The organism is Ralstonia sp. 110700041-2, assembly GCF_056280165.1.
This window is the reverse complement of the sequence record NZ_JBSFAI010000013.1, coordinates 150,724-168,287: the sequence shown is the minus strand read 5'-3', so window position 1 is coordinate 168,287 and position 17,564 is coordinate 150,724. Positions and strand designations below refer to the sequence as shown.

Sequence of the window (17,564 nt, the reverse complement as noted above, 5' to 3'; positions counted from 1 at the left end):
CGACGAGGTCGGTACAGGTCAGGTCAGATCAAGGCAGGTGCGGTGCGCGCTTGAAGTCAGGCGCCCTTGGGCTCGCGCGTGAAGGTGAAGCGCGCGCCAGCGCCTTCGCCGGCTTCGCTCAGCACGAGCGATTCGTCGGCGGGCAGCGTGATGCGTTCACCGATGTAATCCGGGGCCACAGGCAACTGGCGTTCACCGCGGTCGACCAACACGGCAAGCTCCACCGCCGCCGGACGCCCGTAGTCGAACAGCTCGTTGATGGCCGCGCGGATGGTGCGGCCGCTGGCCAGCACGTCGTCTACCAGCAGGATGCGGCGCTCGTTCACATCGAACGGCAGCGTGGTCGGCTGCGCCTTGGCGTGCAGGCCTTTCTTGGCGTAGTCGTCGCGGTGCATCGCAACGTTGACGACGCCGTATTCCGGCAGGCCAAGGTCATGTGCCAGCCGCTTGGCGATCCATGCGCCGCCGCTGACAATGCCGGCCACCGACCAGGTGTGGCCGTCGGCCAGCCGCGTGCGCAGTTGTGCAACGAGGCTCTGGTACAGCGCCTCGGCATCGATCTGTTGCGATGTCATGCGTGTTCGTCGAAAAACTGTTGGAGGATGATGCGCGCGGCTTCTGCGTCGAGCACATCGTCGGAGGCACCGGCATCCTGTGCGGCGATCGACGAATAGCGCTCGTCCACCCAGGTGACCGGCAGGCCATAGCGGCCGTGCAATTGATTGCCGAAGCGCTTGGCGAGCTTGATCATCGGCTGCTCTTCGCCATCGGGGTGGACGGGCATGCCGACCACGAAGCCCACAGGCTGCCATTCGCCGACCAGCCGGCTTATCTGCGCGAAGCGGAAATCGACCGAACGGTTCGGAATGGTTTCCAGCGCCCGCGCCGAGCGCGAAACCGTATTGCCCAGCGCCACGCCGATGCGTTTTTCGCCGTAATCGAATGCCAGCAAGGTGCCTTCCACAGGCACGGAAGCGGTGGCCGGACGTGCCGGCTCAGGCATGCCCGGCCTCACCCGACAGCATGGCGGGGTTGATGCCGAGCAGGTTCAGCGCCGCGGCAAACCGCTCTTCGGGGGGCACGTTGAAGATGATCTCGGGATCGGCCTGGACGGTCAGCCAGCCGTTGCGGCTGATTTCGTCTTCCAGTTGGCCGGCACTCCAACCGGCATACCCGAGCGTCAGGATGAAGCGGTGTGGGCCGCCACCCTGGGCGACGGCTTCCAGCACATCCTTCGAGGTGGTCATCTCCAGCCCGCCCGGCACCGCCAGCGACGACGAATACGCGCCCGTGGCGTCGTGCAGCACAAAGCCGCGCTCGGTCTGCACCGGGCCGCCGTAGTACACGGATTGTTCTGCGAGGGGGTGGATTTCGAGCTTGAGGTCGATCTTGTCGAACAGCGTCGCCAAGTCGATATCGATGGGGCGGTTGATCACGAGCCCGAGCGCGCCGCGCTCGTTGTGCTCGCACATGTACACGACCGTGCCCGAAAACGTGGAATCCGCCATGCCGGGCATAGCGATCAGGAACTGATTCGTGAGATTGATAAGTGCGTCAGGCGAGGCCATGGGGGGAGTTTACCAAAAGCCCTCGGCCGCTGCCCCTCTCATTTGGAGGAATCGGCCCTCGGCGCAAGGTTTTTTGTGGGTGGCGCATTGTGGCGCTTTAGGCACTCGTCACGGTTGCGTGCGGCGGCGTGATGTTCAGCGCCTCCAAGTCCGCGGCTTCCAGCCAGCGCCATTCGCCCGGCGCCAGATCACCCAGCGACAACCCGCCGATGGCGCTGCGGTGCAATCCGTCCACGTGGTTGCCGGCGGCCGCCACCATGCGTTTCACCTGATGGTATTTGCCCTGCGTGAGGGCCATGCGCAGGTGGTGCGTGTCGACGCGCTCGGCCCAGGCGGCGGCAACGTTTTCATTTTCGTCGGCCAGCAGCACGCCGGCGCACAGTTGGGCGATCTGCGCATCCGTCACGGGCTCGGCGGTGGTGATTTCGTACACCTTGGGCACCTGGTGGCGCGGGCTGGTGACAGTGTGAACGAACTGGCCGTCGTCGGTCAGCAGCAGCAACCCCGTGGTGTCCTGGTCGAGCCGTCCGACGCACTGCACGGCCCGCTCGCGCAGCGGCACCGGCAGCAGCGTGTACACGCTCGGATGATGTTTCGGCTTTTGCGAGCACTCCACGCCGGCCGGCTTGTTGAGCATCAGATAGGCGCGGGCGTGGTATGCCCAGCGTTCGCCGTCGACATCCAGGACCAGGCCGGCGGTATCGACCAGCGCATCGGGGCTTTCCATCTCGACGCCGTTGATGAAGACCAACCCCGCGAGGACGAGGTCCTTGCAATAGCGGCGCGTGCCGAAGCCCTGGGATTGCAGGATGCGATACAGCGGTAGACGAGAAGAATCAGCCATGACAACAACGTGAACAAGACAAAAAGGGGCGAATTTTGCGATACGCTCGGCCAGTCTAAAGAGCAACCGATTCCATCCGATGCCCTCCACCGCCCCAAGCCGCCAGCCGTACAACATCGGAGCGCACTTCCAGCGAGGTCTGGTGTGGTTCCGGCGCGATCTGCGGCACTTCGACCACGCGGCGCTGCATTATGCCTTGCGGCACTGCCGCGAGGTCTATTGCGTGTTTGTGTTCGACCGCGACATCCTCGACGCGCTGCTCGCGCGCGGGCTCCAGGCCGACCGCCGTATCGAGTTCATCCGCGCGTCCATCGAGGAACTGCGCAGCGCGTTACGCGAGGCCGGCGGCGACCTCATCGTGGTGCATGACCACCCTCGCCACGCGATTCCGGAGATCGCGCGCAAGCTGAACATCGAGGCCGTCTTCGCCAACCATGACGAAGAACCTTCCGCGCAGGCGCGCGATGAAGCGGTGCGCAAAGTGCTCGCCCAGCAGCCGTGCGCCTGGTTCGACTTCAAGGATCAGGTGATCTTCGAGCGCGACGAAATCCTGAACGGGCAGGGCAGACCGTACGGCGTCTTCACGCCTTACAAGAATGCCTGGCTGGCAGCGCTGACGCCGTTCGACTTGCGCGCGTATCCGACAGAGCCCTACTTGGGCGCGCTGGCGAGGCCGCCTGAGGCACTTGCGCACCCAACGCCTGCGCTGGAAGCGATGGGCTTCGCGCACACCAATCTGTCGGAGATTGCCCTACCCACCGGCATGTCGGGGGGCCAGGCATTGCTCGACGAGTTTGAAGACCGCATGGACGACTACCATGCGCGCCGCGATTTTCCCGCCGTGCGCGGACCCAGCTATCTGTCCACGCACCTGCGCTTTGGCACAGTATCGATCCGCACGCTCGCTGCGCGCGCACATGCCGCCATGCTGCGCGGCAGCCGGGGCGCGGCGACGTGGCTGTCGGAACTGGTCTGGCGTGACTTCTATTTCATGATCCTGCATCACCGCCCGGATCTGGCCGACGGCGCCGCGTTCCATCCGGAATTCGATCGCATCCGCTGGGTGGACGGCGACACCGGCGACGCGCGCTTTGAAGCGTGGAAAGGTGCACAGACTGGTTATCCGCTGGTGGATGCGGCCATGCTGCAGATCTTCCAGAGCGGCTACATGCACAACCGCCTGCGCATGGTGGCGGCCAGTTTTCTCATCAAGGACCTTGGCATCGATTGGCGGCGCGGCGAGCAGTATTTTGCCGACGTGCTGAACGATTTCGACTTCTCAGCCAACAACGGTGGCTGGCAGTGGGCGGCGTCCAGTGGGTGCGATGCGCAACCGTGGTTCCGCATCTTCAACCCCGTCACGCAGTCGGAGAAGTTCGACCCGCAGGGCCGTTTCATCCGCAAGTACCTGCCGCAGTTGGCAAAGCTGCCCGACAAATACATCCACGCACCGTGGACGGCACCAGCCAATGTGCTGAAGGAAGCGGGCGTCGTGCTGGGCGAGACGTATCCCCGCCCCATCATCGACCACGCAGGCGCACGTGCGGCCACGCTGGACCGCTATGCCGTGACCAAGGCACATCGCACATCGGGCGCTGAAGCGGCGGCAATGAGCAAATCCAGCAACGACGATTGAAGATCGCCACGCAGCAAACAACAAGGGGCCGGTAGAACACCGGCCCCTTGTTGTTTTTGTGAAGCGCGTCGTCAGCCTGCCCTGGCCGCCGGCGCGCGCTCGCCGATGAGGTTGCGCAGATGCTGGAGCAACTCCTCTTCGTTGTACGGCTTGCCCAGGTAGACGTTCACGCCGATCTCAGCCGCGTAACGGCGGTGCTTGTCGGCCGTACGCGAGGTGATCATGATGATCGGCGTGGCGCCGATGCGCTCATCCGCACGCACGTTGCGGGTGAGGTCGAACCCGTCCATGTGCGGCATTTCGATGTCAACGAGCATCGCGTCGGGCGTGACTTCCTGAAGCTGACGCAGCGCGTCCACGCCGTCGCGCGCGAGCACGGCCTGGTAGCCGGAGCGCGTGAGCAGACGCTGCGTGACCTTGCGCACCGTGAGCGAATCGTCGACCACCATCACGATTGGCTGTGTGGCCAGGCCCGGCACGGCGTCGATGCTGCCGTCGCGGTGCAGCTCGGCCACGGCGCCCGTCGCTTCCTGATCGGATGGGCCACGTGCGGCGGCTTCGCGCTCGAAGCGCTGCGTGAGCACCACGGGGTTGTAGATCAGCACGATCTCGCCGTCGCCCAGCGTGGTCGCACCGGCAATACCTTCCAGACGTGCAAGGTGCGGGCCGATGTGTTTGACCACCACTTCGCGGTTGCCGATCACTTCGTCGACGTGCACGGCGGCGCGCTCGGCACCGTTGCGCACGACCACCGCCGGCGAGTACTTGCGCGCGCCCGTGACGGATGTCGCTTCTTCGAGCAGCGCGCCAAAGTAGTGGAACGGCACGGGGCCGGTCGGCAATTGCAGCGCGGCGGCGTTATACGCCTCGGCCAGCGCCTGCGGGCGCAGTTGCTGTACGTGGTCGATCATGCCCGACGGAATCGCGTACACACGCTCGTTCACGCGCACCAACAGCACCTGCGTGATCGCAGTCGTCAGCGGCAGGTGGATGGTGAAACGCGTGCCGACTTCGGGCGTGGTCTGCAGCGAGATCCGGCCACCCAGGGCGACGGTTTCGGCACGCACCACGTCCATGCCCACGCCACGACCGGCCAGTTCCGACACCTGATCGGCAGTGGAGAAGCCCGGCGTGAAGATCATCTCGGTGAGGCGCGCGTCGCTGGCTTCTTCGTCAGCGGCCAGCAGTTGACGCTCCAGCGCGCGTGCGCGAATGCGGTCGAGGTTCAGGCCGGCACCGTCGTCAACGAAGTGCAGCACGACTTCGTTGCCTTCCTGCTGCACCTCGAGCGTGAGCTCGCCAGCCGGATTCTTGCCCTTGGCACGGCGCTCGTCGGCCGACTCAATGCCGTGTGCGACGGCGTTGCGGATCATGTGTTCGAGCGGCCCGCCCATGCGGTCCAGGACGCTGCGATCCAGTTCCACCGTACCGCCCTTGATGAACAGACGGACTTCCTTGCCGGTTTCCGCCGCAGCCTGGCGGGCCACGCGATACAGACGGTCTGCCACGGTATCGAACTGCACCATGCGCGCGCGCATCAGGCTGCGCTGCAGGCCGCGCGTGAGGCGTGCCTGGGTTTCCAGATCGAGCGACGCCTGATCGAAACCGCGGAACAAGTTCTGCTGCACCGTCGCCACGTCGTTGACGGACTCGGCCATCATCCGCGTCAGTTCCTGCAAGCGCGTGAATCGGTCGAACTCCAGGGGGTCGAACGACTCGGAATGTGCAGCCGCATCGGCAATGCGCGACTCCATCTGCGTTTCGGCCTGGATTTCGATCTCGCGCACCTGCGAGCGCAAACGCGCCACGTTGTCGTTCAGTTCCGACAGGTAGGTCTTGAGCGCATCGACTTCCGACTCGAGGCGCGCACGCGCCGCACCGACTTCACCCGCATCATTGATGAGCGAATCGAGCGCACGCGCCTGCACCCGCACCATCGCGCGCTGGCGTTCGGCCACTTCCAGCGCCTCGGCTTCGGGGCTCCGCGTACCGGTCAGATCCACGCTCGTCGAGACTGCAACTGCCGGCAGCATCGACGCGGAGGACGATGCCTGCGCATCGGCCGTCTGCTGCACATCGGCGGCATCGGCAAGGCCGGCGTCGAGCGGCAGCAGGTTGCCCGCGCCCAGCGCATCGACGTGCGCCTGAATGCGGTCGAACCAGACGTAGAGCTTGCGGAACAGCGCATCGTCCACGCGGTTCTGGCGCAGACCGCCTTCAATGGCGCTTTCCATTTCGTGCGCGGCCTGACCCAGCGTCATGGCACCGGCCATGCGCGCACTGCCCTTGACGGTGTGCAGGTTACGCAGGAGGAGGCCGGCGGCATTGCGGTCCTGCGGCGCGGCTTCCCAAGCGCGCAGATGCTGACCCAGCTCGGGCAGCGCGACGTGCGCTTCTTCCAGGAAGATTTCCAGCAGCGCCGGGTCGAGCGCGTCGGCCGGTGCCTGGCGAACCAGCTCACCGACGGCCGGCTCGGCAACGGGCGACTCGTGTACGGGCACGAACGTCGGCGCAACCTGTGCCGGCTCAAACTCGGGCTCGCCAGCCTGGCTGGGGGTTTCGTTCTCGGCCTGTTCGGCTTCGGTAAAGGCAGTGGGCGCCGGCCCCAGCGGCAGGCGCGGACGCACGAGCAGGCGCTCGCACAGCTCGTCCAGGCTGCGGCGCAGTGGCTCGTCGGCGTCGGGCCAGAGGCTGGCGGCAAATTGATGCAGCATGCCGCGCATGCGCTCGATGGATTGATCGAGCAGGCGGAAGTCGCCCGGATGCATCGCCACCGGGCGACTGTTCAGATTCAGCAGCACCTGCTCCAGCGCCCCAGCCAACTGGCGCACGGGCTCCAGCTCAACCACGGCGGAACTGCCTTGCAGCGTGTGCGCGGCGCGCAGGGCCAGCTCGCTCGGCGGCGTGCGGCCTTCGTGGCGCCACTCCGAGAAATCCACGCCGAGCCGGCGGATCAGATCATCGGCTTCCTGCAGGTAGACGTTGTACAGCGCCACGCTGATGCGGACCGGACCAATCTCCTTCACGCCGTCGTCGTGCGGTGCTTCCTCCAGCTCGCCGGTCTGCGCGAACGGGAACGGGATCACCTTGGCGTCGGCATCGGCGGCAACCGGTTCAGCGGCAGCGTCCTGAATCGTCTCTTCGACGTGCTCTGCAGCCGGCTCGACTGCCTCATGCTCGACCAGCGGTGCGGTCGCCTCGGGCATCGGCGCCTCGACGTCGGGCAGCGCAGGTTCGTCTTCCCACTGGAGCGCGACGGCTTCTTCGGCTTCTGCAACGGGCACATCCGGTGCAGTCAACTCCATCGGCTGCATCGCGTCGATGTCGTGCAATGCGGGTTCCGCAGCCGGTGCTTCGGGCACTTGCGGCTCAGCGTGTTCGGGAGCGGCCTGCGTTTCGGGCACGGCCTCCAGCCACACGAACGGACCACCATGGCGCACGCGCTCTGCGGCGGCGACCAGCGGTTCAATCGCGTGATCGGCTTGGGGCGATTGCGCGATGGCAGCGGCCCACGTTGACAACTCGGACTCGGCGCGCGTCAGGAGCGCGGCCAGGTCATGCGTCGGCACACGGCTCTCGGCCAGCCAGACATTCATCACCTGCTCGATGGCCCAGGCCGCCTCGCCATAGCGCGTGAGCCCGACCATGCGGCCCGAGCCCTTGAGCGTGTGGAACGCGCGGCGCAACTGCGTAAGCAAGTCCAGGTCCGAACCGGCAGCCAGACCGCCCGTGCCCATGTCGGCAGCGGCCTGCAGACCCTGCAGGTCGGCGCGCACGCCGGCCAGCACTTCTTCGGCTTCAGACAGGAAGATGTCGAGCAGCTCGGCGTCGATGGATTGGGTATCCCGTGCGGCAGTTGGCGCAGGCGCGGCGGCCGCAGGCGCAGCAACCGGTGCCGCCAATGCGGCCTGCATCCGCTCAAGCGCGCCGGGGCTGCCAACCTGCCATGCATCGAACTGGGCCAGCGCCTCTTCCAGGCGGCGTCGGCGAGCCGGATCGTCGTCGATGGCGGCGGCATCGCGCGCTTCCTGCAGCGCAGTGCGCAGCTCCGCAGCCAGCGGGTCGGTCGGGTCGACCGGTTGCTTGGCCAGCAGGCGATCAAGCAACGATTGCAGCGGCGACGCGGCATCGGCATTGGCGATGTCTGCGCCGACGAGCGTTTCGGATTGCGGCTCGCGGCGGGCCAGCATGCCGGATTCGGTGTCGAAGGCGAACTCGCGCCATGCGGTTTCGCGCTCGGTGGGCGTCAGCTGGCCTTCAATGACGATCTCGTCGACTTGGCCGCCGGTCAGTTCTGTGCCGGCAGACAACGCATCAAGCAAGGCCTGCAGACCGCTGACGTTGGCAGCCAGCGCAGCCAGGTAGCGCTCACGATCGGCAGTTGCGCCCTCGCCCGCGGCTTGCAGCGCGTTGATGGTCGATTGGGCAGCTTCGGTGGCGTGCACTGCCTCATAGGCGTCGAGCGCGGCAAAGGCAGTTTGCATCTCGCCGAACAGGCGGGCGGCTTCCTGCAGGCCGCCGCTTTCCACGCCTTCGCGCTCGAACGCATCGAGGTGCGTTTCGGCAGAGGCCAGCAACGTTTGCAGCGCGCGAACCTGCTCGGCATGCGCGCGGCGTTGTGCAGCTTCTTCGGCCAGGAGCGTGAGCCATGCGGGAGCCGGCACGGCGTGACCGTCTTGCGTCGCGCGGGCGTGTTCGGCCAGTTCGCTGCAGCGGGCGGCAAACCACGCGCTGCGCAAGTCGCCGGATTCGCCATGCACCGCCCACGGGCGGGCCAGCATGCGCGAGAGGAATTGCAGCGTGGGCGCAACGTCCTGCCCGGCAGCTTCGGTCAGACGGTTCGACAGGTCGGACAGGGCCGGCTGCCCCAGCGCATCGGCATGCAGCGCAAGGGTCTGCAGTGCAGCATCGAGTTCGTCCGCCGCGGGTGCAGGTTGTTGACTGAGCGTTTCGAGCGAACGACCGACGCGTTGCAGCGTGTCGCTGGCGTCGGTCGGCAGCAGTGCGTAGTACTGACGCGTGTGCAGTGCGCCAGCGGGCGCGTGCGTGGGCGGAATCGCGAAGGCCTGCACGCAGACCACGATATCCGGGCCAAGCGTGTCGTCGCCAACCGGCACTGCCGGTGCGTTGCTGTACGCCATGCCGGCCAGCAAATACAGCGCGTCGGTCAGCAGGCCTTGCGGCAAGTGGACGTTGTTGTGCGAGTACTGGCGCAGCAGCAGGTTGACGCGTGCGGCCAGGCGCTTGGCGGTCATGTCGGCCGGCACCAGGCCCGCACGCAGGGCGCCAAATGTCAGGGCCAGCACGAGCCACAGATCGCGCTGCAGATCGTCCCCGGCGCGGCGCGGTTCGCGCTCCAGCGCACGGATGCCATGCAGCAGGTCTTCCAGCGGCGCGTAGGCCGCTGCCGCGGCCGACGGATCCACCACCGCACCATCGGCGTTCGAGGCAGGCGCACGCAGCGCGGTCAGCAACGCCAATTCGAACTTGCGGCGCAGGCGCGCCAGCCCCGGCAAATCGCGCGAGGGCAGCAGCAGCGCCGGCAGGTGGCGCAGCTCATCGGCCCACAGGTCAGCCGGGTGGATGCGCTCTTCGCCCAGGCGGGACAGCACGGCTTGATACGGCTGGAACAGGCGCAGCGGCTCTTCGGCCATGCCAGCCATGAGGTCGGAAACGTATTCCTGCAACGCCTGCACGGCGCGCGAGAACACGTCCAGCGTTTGGGCGTCGGCGGCGACGCTGCCGGCATCCACCGCCTCGAGCAGGCGCTTGGCGGCTTGGCAATACACGTCGACACCGCGCAGACCCACGATCAGCAGCGCGCCGGCAGCCTGGTGCAGATACTGGCCGGCTAGGCGCAGCGACGTCGTATCGCGCGCACCGATGACCTCCGGATCGGCGATGACATCGGCCACGTATTCGCCGAACTCGCGCACGGCATCGTCCAGCGCAGCGCGCATGTTGGGCGCGACCCACGCCAGCGCGGAGAGATCACGCGCGGGCACGGCAGGCTTGGGGCCGGATTTCTGACGCCCGGCTGGGGCTCCCACCGCCTCGACAGAGGCGGATTCGGGCTGGGCGGAAGATTGATGACGCATGTGTGCTTCCAAAAAGCAGGTGGCGGTTGCCGCGATTGCCCCCGGGGTGGCCCCTTCGGCGTTCCCGCCCGAAATCCAGAGGTGACGAGATCAGGCGATGCGGAACCGCGCCACCGAGTCACGCAGTTCTTCGGCAAGCTGCGTGAGCTGGCGCACCGACTGCGCGGTCTGGCGCGTACCGGTCGACGTCTGTTCCGTGATGTGCAGGATCTGTTCGATGTTCTGCGCAACGTCCGAAGCCAGCGTCGCTTCGTGCGACGTCGTCTGCGAAATGCTCTCAATCAGTTCGGCAAGCTGGCGCGACACGCGACCGATCTCCACCAGTGCAGCACCGGCGTTATCGGACAGCTTCGCCCCTTCCACCACACCCGCCGTGCTGCGCTCCATGGCGTGCACCGCGTCTTGCGTGTCGGTCTGAATCGTGCGGATCAGCGCGCCGATCTGCTTGGCTGCCTCGGCCGAACGTTCTGCCAGGCGCTGCACTTCTTCTGCCACCACCGAGAAGCCGCGACCGGCTTCACCAGCGGATGCCGCCTGAATGGCAGCGTTCAGTGCCAGCACGTTGGTCTGCTCGGTAATGTCCGAGATCAGCTCCACGATTTCACCGATCTCCTGCGACGATTCGCCCAGGCGCTTGATCCGCTTCGAGGTTTCCTGAATCTGGTCACGGATGTCGTTCATGCCCGTGATGGCGTTCTGCACCGCCTGCTGACCTTGCTCGGCAGCGGCCAGCGAGGCGCGTGCAACGTTGGCCGATTCAGCAGCACCGCGCGAGACCTGCGTAATGCGGTCGGCCATCTCCACCACCGACTGACCGGTCTGACGAATCTGGCGCGATTGTTCTTCTGATGCGGCCACCAGGCTTTCCGACGTGGTCTGCACCGCCGACGATGCCTGCGTCACCTGCTCGGCCGTCTGCTGCACCCGGCCGACCAGCTCGCGCAGTTCTTCCACGGTGTAGTTCACCGAGTCGGCGATGGCGCCTGTAATGTCTTCCGACACGGTGGCCTGCTTGGTCAAGTCACCGTCTGCAATGTCCTGCAGTTCGTTCATCAGACGCAGAATTGCGGCCTGGGTGGAATCGTTGTTGCGCTTTTCCACCATCCGGCGCTCTTCAGCTTCGCGCTGGCGCGCTTCTGCTTCCATCGTACGCACGCGCGAATCGCGCAGGTACAGGGCGGCCAGGCCGGCCAGGCAGACCACGGTCAGGATGGCCGACAGCACCACCGCACCGAGCGTCATGGGGCGGCTGCGCACGCTGCCGGCATAGGCAGACTGCAGGTCAGACAGCTCGGCACGCAGCTTTTCGTTGTCGTTGAAGATCTGCTGTTGGGCGCGCTTGGCGGCGATCAGGCCCGGCAGGTTTTCCAGAATGATCTGCGTGGTCTTCTGCACGTTGTCGAAACGGGTCGACAGTTCTTGCAGGTAGCCCTTCGTCTCGGCATCGGTGGCGGCCGACAGGCGCAGCGCTTCCGAGCCGTTGAGCAGTCCGTTCAGGGTTTCACGGAAGGTGTTGGTGTCCTTACCGAGCAGGAACGCCGTTTCCGGGTTCACGCCTTCGCCGGCCAGGAACTCGTTCATGTTCTTACCCAGACGCTGCGTCAACATCACCAGCTGCGACGAGGCGGCCACTTCACGGGCCGGCGCGTTGGTCTGCAGCTTCATCGACGAGATCTGCTCCGCTTCTTCCAGCAGTTCGGGGTTCGACGCGTTGAACACGTTCAGCGTCTTACCCACCGCCACCAGCGTCTTTTCCTGCGCCAGAATGGCCTGGGCGCTCTTGTCGCTGCGCTTCCACTCTTCGATCGACTTGTCGAGCAACGCTTCGGCATCGCCACCCGAGGCGCGTACACCGCGCTCGGAGTTGCCGTTTTTCAGCGCATCGAGGTTTTCCTGCAGACGCGCACGGCTCTCCTTGAGCTGGGCGAATGCGTTGGTGTTACCCAGCAGCGCCACCGGCACCGCCTTGGCCAGACGCTGGGAGTGCATCAGCGTGTCACCGGCAATTTCAATCTGCACCGAACCGTTGTTGGCCTGGCGGTTATCCAGGTACACCGAGATCAGCAGGGCCAGCAGACCGACCACCAGGCCGATCGTGAAGACACGCTGCTGCGCGGCAATCGGCACGCGCTCCATCCAGCCGACCACGGCGTCCATGGGCGAGCGGCCCAGCTGCGTGGGCGTGCCAGCGGGATTATCGTCATCCGTATGGGACGCATTGTCCAACTGCGCCAACTGCACGGAAGCCGCCGACGCGCCCTCCGCTGCAACCTCGGGCGCCCCAGCCTCACCGGCACGGCGACCTGCGTTGAACCACTTGAACCCCATAGGACCCTCTTGTCTTGTCGATGCTGCCGTCTCGTTCTGTCGAGATCAGCCGCATGGATTTCCCGTCCGCGTCCGCGCCTTGTTCAACCTGGCGTGATACGCACCTTCGGCGGAGCCTGTGAATACACTTGGCCACCTGGCGCGCCCTGTTTCGCGCGCCACGCACCGCCTCTTGCCCCTGCGCACCCCGCTCCCGTTGCGGCGTGCCCAATCGTTCTTGTTGGTTCTAAGGCTCTACGACCTGATTGCCCAATCGCTTTACGTGCGGCTGCGGCCGACCTGCAGGAACGCCGGATCGGCCAGCAACTGCCGCACATCCAGTTCGCGCCATTGCGTGCCCTGCGCGTCGCGCCAGGCGCGCCCCAACCACGGACGCCCCTCTTCCGCCGTGGCTTCCGCGGGCTGCAGATCGCTCAGGCTGCGCAGGCCGGCCACGCGCGGCACGACAATCGCGCACGCACGCTGCGGGTCTTTGGACAGCACCACGATCTTGGCGCCGCTGCCATTGCCCGTCGGCGCTTCACCGCAGAACAAGCCGAAATCGATCACGCCCAGCAGGTTGCCGCGCGCATTCACGAGACCGAGGTACCACGGCTGTGTGAGCGGCACGCGTGCGGGCGGCTGGTAGTCCAACACCTCGCCGGTTTCGGTCAGCGACAGCAGCCAGTGGTGCTCGCCGATCTGCACGCCCAGAAAGCCTTCCGTCGCCGACTTGGCGCGCGCCTCCTGCAGGCGGCGTGCCAGCATCGCCTGGTATTCGTGCAGGCGCTGGCGGGAGGTCAGGTTGGTGCGCTGTTCGTTCACGTCTGGCTCATGTCCGGTGCTGGGTCTTTGCTGCGCGCGGTCTCGACGTCGCGCTTCTAAGCGAACTGCCGCAGGATCACTGCGCCAGCTTGGCGATCTTCTCGAGCAGCTCTTCGGCCTTGACCGGCTTGACGATGTAGTCCGATGCGCCCTGGCGCATGCCCCACACGCGGTCGGTCTCCAGGCCCTTGGTCGTGCACATGATCACGGGGATGCCCTGGAAGCGCTCGTCCTTCTTGATGGCGCGGGTCGCCTGGTAGCCGTTCTGGCCCGGCATCACCACGTCCATCAGGATCAGGTCGAAGGTTTCGGCTTCGAGCTTGGTCATGGCCTGCTCGCTATCGGCAGCGACCGTCACTTTGAAACCGTTCTTGCCGAGGATCTCCGACAGGTGCAGCGCTTCGGTCGGAGAATCATCGACCACCAACACTTTCTTGATTGCCATACAAACAGTCCTTCGTTAAGAGAGATGCCGTCACTGCGCGGCAGCTCGCGCCACCGGCAAATGCGTCTGGACCGCCTCCAGCAGCGCTTCCTTCGAGAACGGCTTGGCGAGATGGTCCACCGCCCCGACCGACTTGCCCCGCGCACGGTCGAAAATCCCGTCGCGCGAAGAGAGCATGATCACAGGCGTGGCATGAAACTTTGGGCTTTTCTTGATCAGCGAGCAGGTCTGGTAGCCGTCTAGATTGGGCATCAGGATGTCGCAGAACACGAGATCGGGCTTCAGGTCACCCACCTTGGCCAGTGCGTCGAAGCCGTCTTCGGCCAGCACGACCTGGCACCCGGCCTGGGTGAGGAAAATCTGCGCGGTACGGCGAATGGTGCTGGAATCGTCGATTACCAGCACCTTGCAGCCTGTCAGGGAATGCGCCAGCGGAGAGTTCGCTAGCGGTTGAGAGTCAGCCAGTTGTTCCACCCGCGCGGATTGCATCATGTTCTCGCAGTGCGCGACCACGGGTCGCCACGACATTCTGACCGGATGGATCGCGGCAAATCGCCACGCAGCGCGCCCTCCAAACGGAAAAGGCCCACGCTGGCGACGACTTCAAAACTACGCCCCCCGGCCCGCTTATGAAGTGTGAAGCTCAGAATTTGACGAAGTGTGACAAGTCACCTATTCGCCGTCAATGGCGCCGGCCGTCCGCCGAGCGCTTGTGGCATGGAAGCGACGAGCCCATTCATCGAACCGTCACTTCCTGATACTTGGCTGTCAGCAAGAGGGCAAACACTCACTTGCCGACGGGAGACAGGTCAGATCCGAATCAGATCTGCACCATTTCGAAATCTTCCTTGCGCGCGCCACACTCGGGGCACGTCCAGTTGATGGGCACGTCTTCCCACTTCGTGCCGGGCGCAATGCCGTCGTCCGGGGCGCCTTGTTCTTCGTCGTAGATCCAGCCGCAAATCAGGCACATCCACGTCTTGTATTCAATCTGTTGTTCCATAGGGCAAAGCTTCGGTGGTTCCGTCTATTAAAATGGCAGGCCAGATGGTACCGAATCACGCCCGGCTGCGCCAGAACAGGCAGCGGGCAGACACGGTGTTTGACTGCATCCAACCCGGATCTGCGGCAAACCACCACATAATCGCCTCGAACCGCCTTTAAACCGTGCCGCAGCGCCGCTCTGCTCGGCGCCACGCTCTCTCCCAACACCCTCCATGTCGACTCCCTCCCGCAGCGCCGCCCTGTTTGAACGTGCCCAGAAGACCATCCCCGGCGGAGTGAACTCCCCGGTACGCGCCTTCCGCTCGGTGGGCGGCATCCCGCGCTTCATTGCCAAGGCAGCCGGCCCGTACCTGTGGGACGCGGACGGCACCCGCTATATCGACTACGTCGGCTCGTGGGGCCCGATGATCGTTGGCCACGCGCATCCGGAGGTCGTGCGTGCCGTGCAGGAAGTGGCGGCCGACAGCTTCTCGTTCGGGGCGCCTACCGAGGCTGAAGTCGTCATGGCCGAGGAAATCTGCAAGCTCGTACCGTCGATCGAACAGGTGCGGCTCGTGTCGTCGGGCACCGAAGCGACCATGAGCGCCCTGCGCCTGGCGCGTGGCTTTACCGGGCGTGACCTGATCGTCAAGTTCGAAGGCTGCTACCACGGTCACGCCGACAGCCTGCTGGTCAAGGCCGGTTCAGGCCTGCTGACGTTTGCCGATACGACGCAGAACGCACCGTCTTCCGCCGGCGTGCCGGAAGACGTGGTCAAGCACACGATGGTGCTGCCGTACAACGACGTGGCCGCACTGCGCGAGGCGTTTGCCCGCCACGGCAAGGAAATCGCCGCCGTGATCGTCGAGCCGGTGGCCGGCAACATGAACCTCGTGCGTGGCAGCAACGAATTCCACCAGGCCATGCGCGCGCTGTGTACCGAGCACGGCGCCGTGCTGATCTTTGACGAGGTGATGACGGGCTTTCGCGTGGCGCTCGGGTGCGCGCAGGCGCTGTACGGCATCAAGCCGGACCTGACGTGCCTGGGCAAGGTCATCGGCGGGGGCATGCCGGCCGCTGCGTTTGGCGGCCGCCGCGACATCATGGGGTTCTTGGCGCCCCTGGGCAACGTGTACCAGGCTGGGACGCTGTCGGGAAATCCGCTTGCGGTGGCGGCTGGGCTGACCACGCTGCGGTTGATTGCTGCGGAGGGTTTCCATGACAGGCTCGCTGTCCAGACACGAAAACTGGTGGATGGGCTGGCCGATATCGCACGTGAAGTTGGCGTGCCGTTTGCCGCGGACAGCGTGGGCGGCATGTTCGGCATCTACTTCCGCGAAGGCGTGCCGACGAGCTTTGCCGAAGTCACCAAGAGCGATGTTGGGCGCTTCAATGCGTTCTTCCATGCGATGCTGGATCAGGGCGTCTATCTGGCACCGTCCGCGTTTGAGGCGGGTTTTGTGTCCGCCACGCACGATGATGCGATTCTGGATGCGACGTTTGAGGCGGCCCGGAAGGCGTTTAAGGGTATTTGAGTTTTTTGTATTTGGGGGATGGGACTTGGCGGTGCATCCCCTGTTTCATCCCCTGCCGGGACTGAAACGGGGATGAACCACCAAGAAAACTCAAACCCGACCAACCACCTCCCCCAACTCCCGCCCCAAACCCTCAGAAGCCATCATCATCGGCACCCGCAACACATTGCGAATCAACCCCTCGGCAGCCAGCCAAGCCTTCAAAGGCCCAGGGTTCGTCTCGGCAAACAGCATCCGAATCACCGGTGCCAGCGCATGATACAACCGCCGTGCATCGTTCAACCGCTGCTCCTGCACCGCCCTTGCCATCTCGACAAACAGCTCCGTGCGGACATGCGCGGCAGCAATAATCGCCCCGACACCGCCGGCGCACAGCGTGCCGAACACCTGCGCATCTTCCCCGGCCAGCACCTGCAACCGCCCGTCGGCGATCAGGCGCTGCGTCTTGTCCGCGTCGCCGCCGCAATCCTTGATGCCGTGGATGTTGGGATGCGCCGCCAGCGCGAGCAGCGTTTCGGTGTCGATGTGTGCGCCGGTGCGATACGGAATGTCGTACAGCAGCACCGGCACGGGCGAAGCATCGGCCAATGCAGTGAAGTACTCGATGATCCCGCGCTGCGACGGGCGAATGTAGGAAGGCGCCGGAATCAGAAACGCTGCCGGCCGATGTTCGGCGAGGCGCAGCATCCGCTCGCGCACCGATGCGAGAGCGCTGCCCGAGACGCCCATCACCACGGGCAAGCCGTCGGCGGCGGCACGTACCGTATCGAGCACGTCGGCCTGTTCCTGATCGGTCAGCGCTGCCGCTTCGCCAGTGCTGCCACATGCTACGAAACCGGCGACGCCCAGCGCGCGATACCGCATCACTAATGTACACAGCGCGCCGTAGTCGACTGATCGCGCTGCGTCATCGGCAAACGGCGTCACGATGGGCACCCAGATGCCCGCATACGACGGACGTTCGTTGGTGGACAAATTGGTGGATGAATTTTCAAGCACGACAACACTCCTGGACGAATCAACGACCGGTCAAAGAACCGTCAGAAGCGCTTCGGGAATGCGGCCCCGCGAGATGCGGGAGAGAGGCAACCGTGTCCAACGTATCGGTCAACCGCTGTTCCGTCGCCCATCTGACGGAACAGCGCTCCGGTCAGACGAGCGGCTGTTTGGTGGCTTTTTTGGCGCGCGCGAGCGTCGACACGACCGACAGGCTGAAGGCCGGTGCCGTGCAGATCGACGAGGAACGGGAAATCGCGCGCATGGAAATTGTCAAAAACGTCCCCATACCGTACTGATGTGTGACTGGGGCGTCAAGCGCATAA

The 17,564-nt window shown here is 65.2% G+C and carries 14 protein-coding genes; 3 read left to right on the top strand and 11 right to left on the bottom strand.

Annotated elements, in window-relative coordinates:
- Nucleotides 1-56: 56 nt before the first annotated feature.
- The 4 genes from pyrR to ACUXH0_RS19360 form a co-directional block, all read right to left on the bottom strand.
- Complete coding sequence (gene pyrR, locus ACUXH0_RS19375) at nt 57-575, bottom strand: bifunctional pyr operon transcriptional regulator/uracil phosphoribosyltransferase PyrR (RefSeq protein ID WP_004629628.1); 519 nt, start codon at nt 573-575, stop codon at nt 57-59.
- Complete coding sequence (gene ruvX / locus ACUXH0_RS19370) at nt 572-1,003, bottom strand: Holliday junction resolvase RuvX (RefSeq protein ID WP_004629630.1); 432 nt, start codon at nt 1,001-1,003, stop codon at nt 572-574. The genes pyrR and ruvX overlap by 4 nt, the downstream gene beginning before the upstream one ends.
- Nucleotides 996-1,568 (bottom strand): YqgE/AlgH family protein, encoded by a 573-nt coding sequence (locus tag ACUXH0_RS19365; protein WP_012435022.1) that lies wholly within the window; start codon nt 1,566-1,568, stop codon nt 996-998. Before ACUXH0_RS19365 ends, ruvX begins: the two co-directional genes overlap by 8 nt.
- A gap of 97 nt (nt 1,569-1,665) precedes the next feature.
- Entirely contained in the window at nt 1,666-2,412 is a 747-nt protein-coding gene (locus ACUXH0_RS19360; protein ID WP_004629633.1) for a pseudouridine synthase, read from the bottom strand.
- Between the two features lie 79 nt (nt 2,413-2,491).
- Here ACUXH0_RS19360 and ACUXH0_RS19355 point away from each other — a divergent pair, with 79 nt between their 5' ends.
- Nucleotides 2,492-4,048, top strand: a complete 1,557-nt coding sequence (locus ACUXH0_RS19355; RefSeq protein ID WP_182594540.1) for a cryptochrome/photolyase family protein — start codon at nt 2,492-2,494, stop codon at nt 4,046-4,048.
- A gap of 71 nt (nt 4,049-4,119) precedes the next feature.
- On the opposite strand, the gene ACUXH0_RS19350 is transcribed toward ACUXH0_RS19355, so the two are convergent.
- The 6 genes from ACUXH0_RS19350 to ACUXH0_RS19325 form a co-directional block, all read right to left on the bottom strand.
- On the bottom strand, nt 4,120-10,146 hold the full coding sequence (locus ACUXH0_RS19350) for an Hpt domain-containing protein (protein WP_182594539.1): 6,027 nt from the start codon (nt 10,144-10,146) through the stop codon (nt 4,120-4,122).
- A 90-nt stretch (nt 10,147-10,236) separates the two neighbouring features.
- Nucleotides 10,237-12,474: a methyl-accepting chemotaxis protein gene (locus tag ACUXH0_RS19345; protein WP_182594538.1), complete on the bottom strand. Its 2,238-nt coding sequence runs from the start codon at nt 12,472-12,474 to the stop codon at nt 10,237-10,239.
- A gap of 258 nt (nt 12,475-12,732) precedes the next feature.
- Nucleotides 12,733-13,278, bottom strand: coding sequence for a chemotaxis protein CheW (locus tag ACUXH0_RS19340; protein ID WP_182594537.1), 546 nt, complete (start codon nt 13,276-13,278; stop codon nt 12,733-12,735).
- Between the two features lie 76 nt (nt 13,279-13,354).
- A complete protein-coding gene (locus tag ACUXH0_RS19335; protein ID WP_004629647.1) occupies nt 13,355-13,723 on the bottom strand; it encodes a response regulator in 369 nt (122 codons plus the stop codon).
- Between the two features lie 30 nt (nt 13,724-13,753).
- On the bottom strand, nt 13,754-14,251 hold the full coding sequence (locus ACUXH0_RS19330; RefSeq protein ID WP_004629648.1) for a response regulator: 498 nt from the start codon (nt 14,249-14,251) through the stop codon (nt 13,754-13,756).
- A 292-nt stretch (nt 14,252-14,543) separates the two neighbouring features.
- Nucleotides 14,544-14,726, bottom strand: a complete 183-nt coding sequence (locus ACUXH0_RS19325) for a rubredoxin (RefSeq protein WP_003261842.1) — start codon at nt 14,724-14,726, stop codon at nt 14,544-14,546.
- A 214-nt stretch (nt 14,727-14,940) separates the two neighbouring features.
- Here ACUXH0_RS19325 and hemL point away from each other — a divergent pair, with 214 nt between their 5' ends.
- Nucleotides 14,941-16,242, top strand: a complete 1,302-nt coding sequence (gene hemL / locus ACUXH0_RS19320) for a glutamate-1-semialdehyde 2,1-aminomutase (RefSeq protein WP_182594536.1) — start codon at nt 14,941-14,943, stop codon at nt 16,240-16,242.
- Between the two features lie 90 nt (nt 16,243-16,332).
- Here hemL and dapA read toward each other — a convergent pair whose 3' ends face one another.
- The gene (gene dapA / locus ACUXH0_RS19315; RefSeq protein WP_182594535.1) at nt 16,333-17,241 is read right to left on the bottom strand and encodes a 4-hydroxy-tetrahydrodipicolinate synthase; all 909 of its coding nucleotides are present in this window, start codon (nt 17,239-17,241) and stop codon (nt 16,333-16,335) included.
- A gap of 92 nt (nt 17,242-17,333) precedes the next feature.
- Between dapA and ACUXH0_RS19310 the strand changes: the two genes are divergently transcribed.
- Nucleotides 17,334-17,537, top strand: coding sequence for a hypothetical protein (locus ACUXH0_RS19310; protein WP_182594534.1), 204 nt, complete (start codon nt 17,334-17,336; stop codon nt 17,535-17,537).
- Nucleotides 17,538-17,564 lie beyond the last annotated feature (27 nt).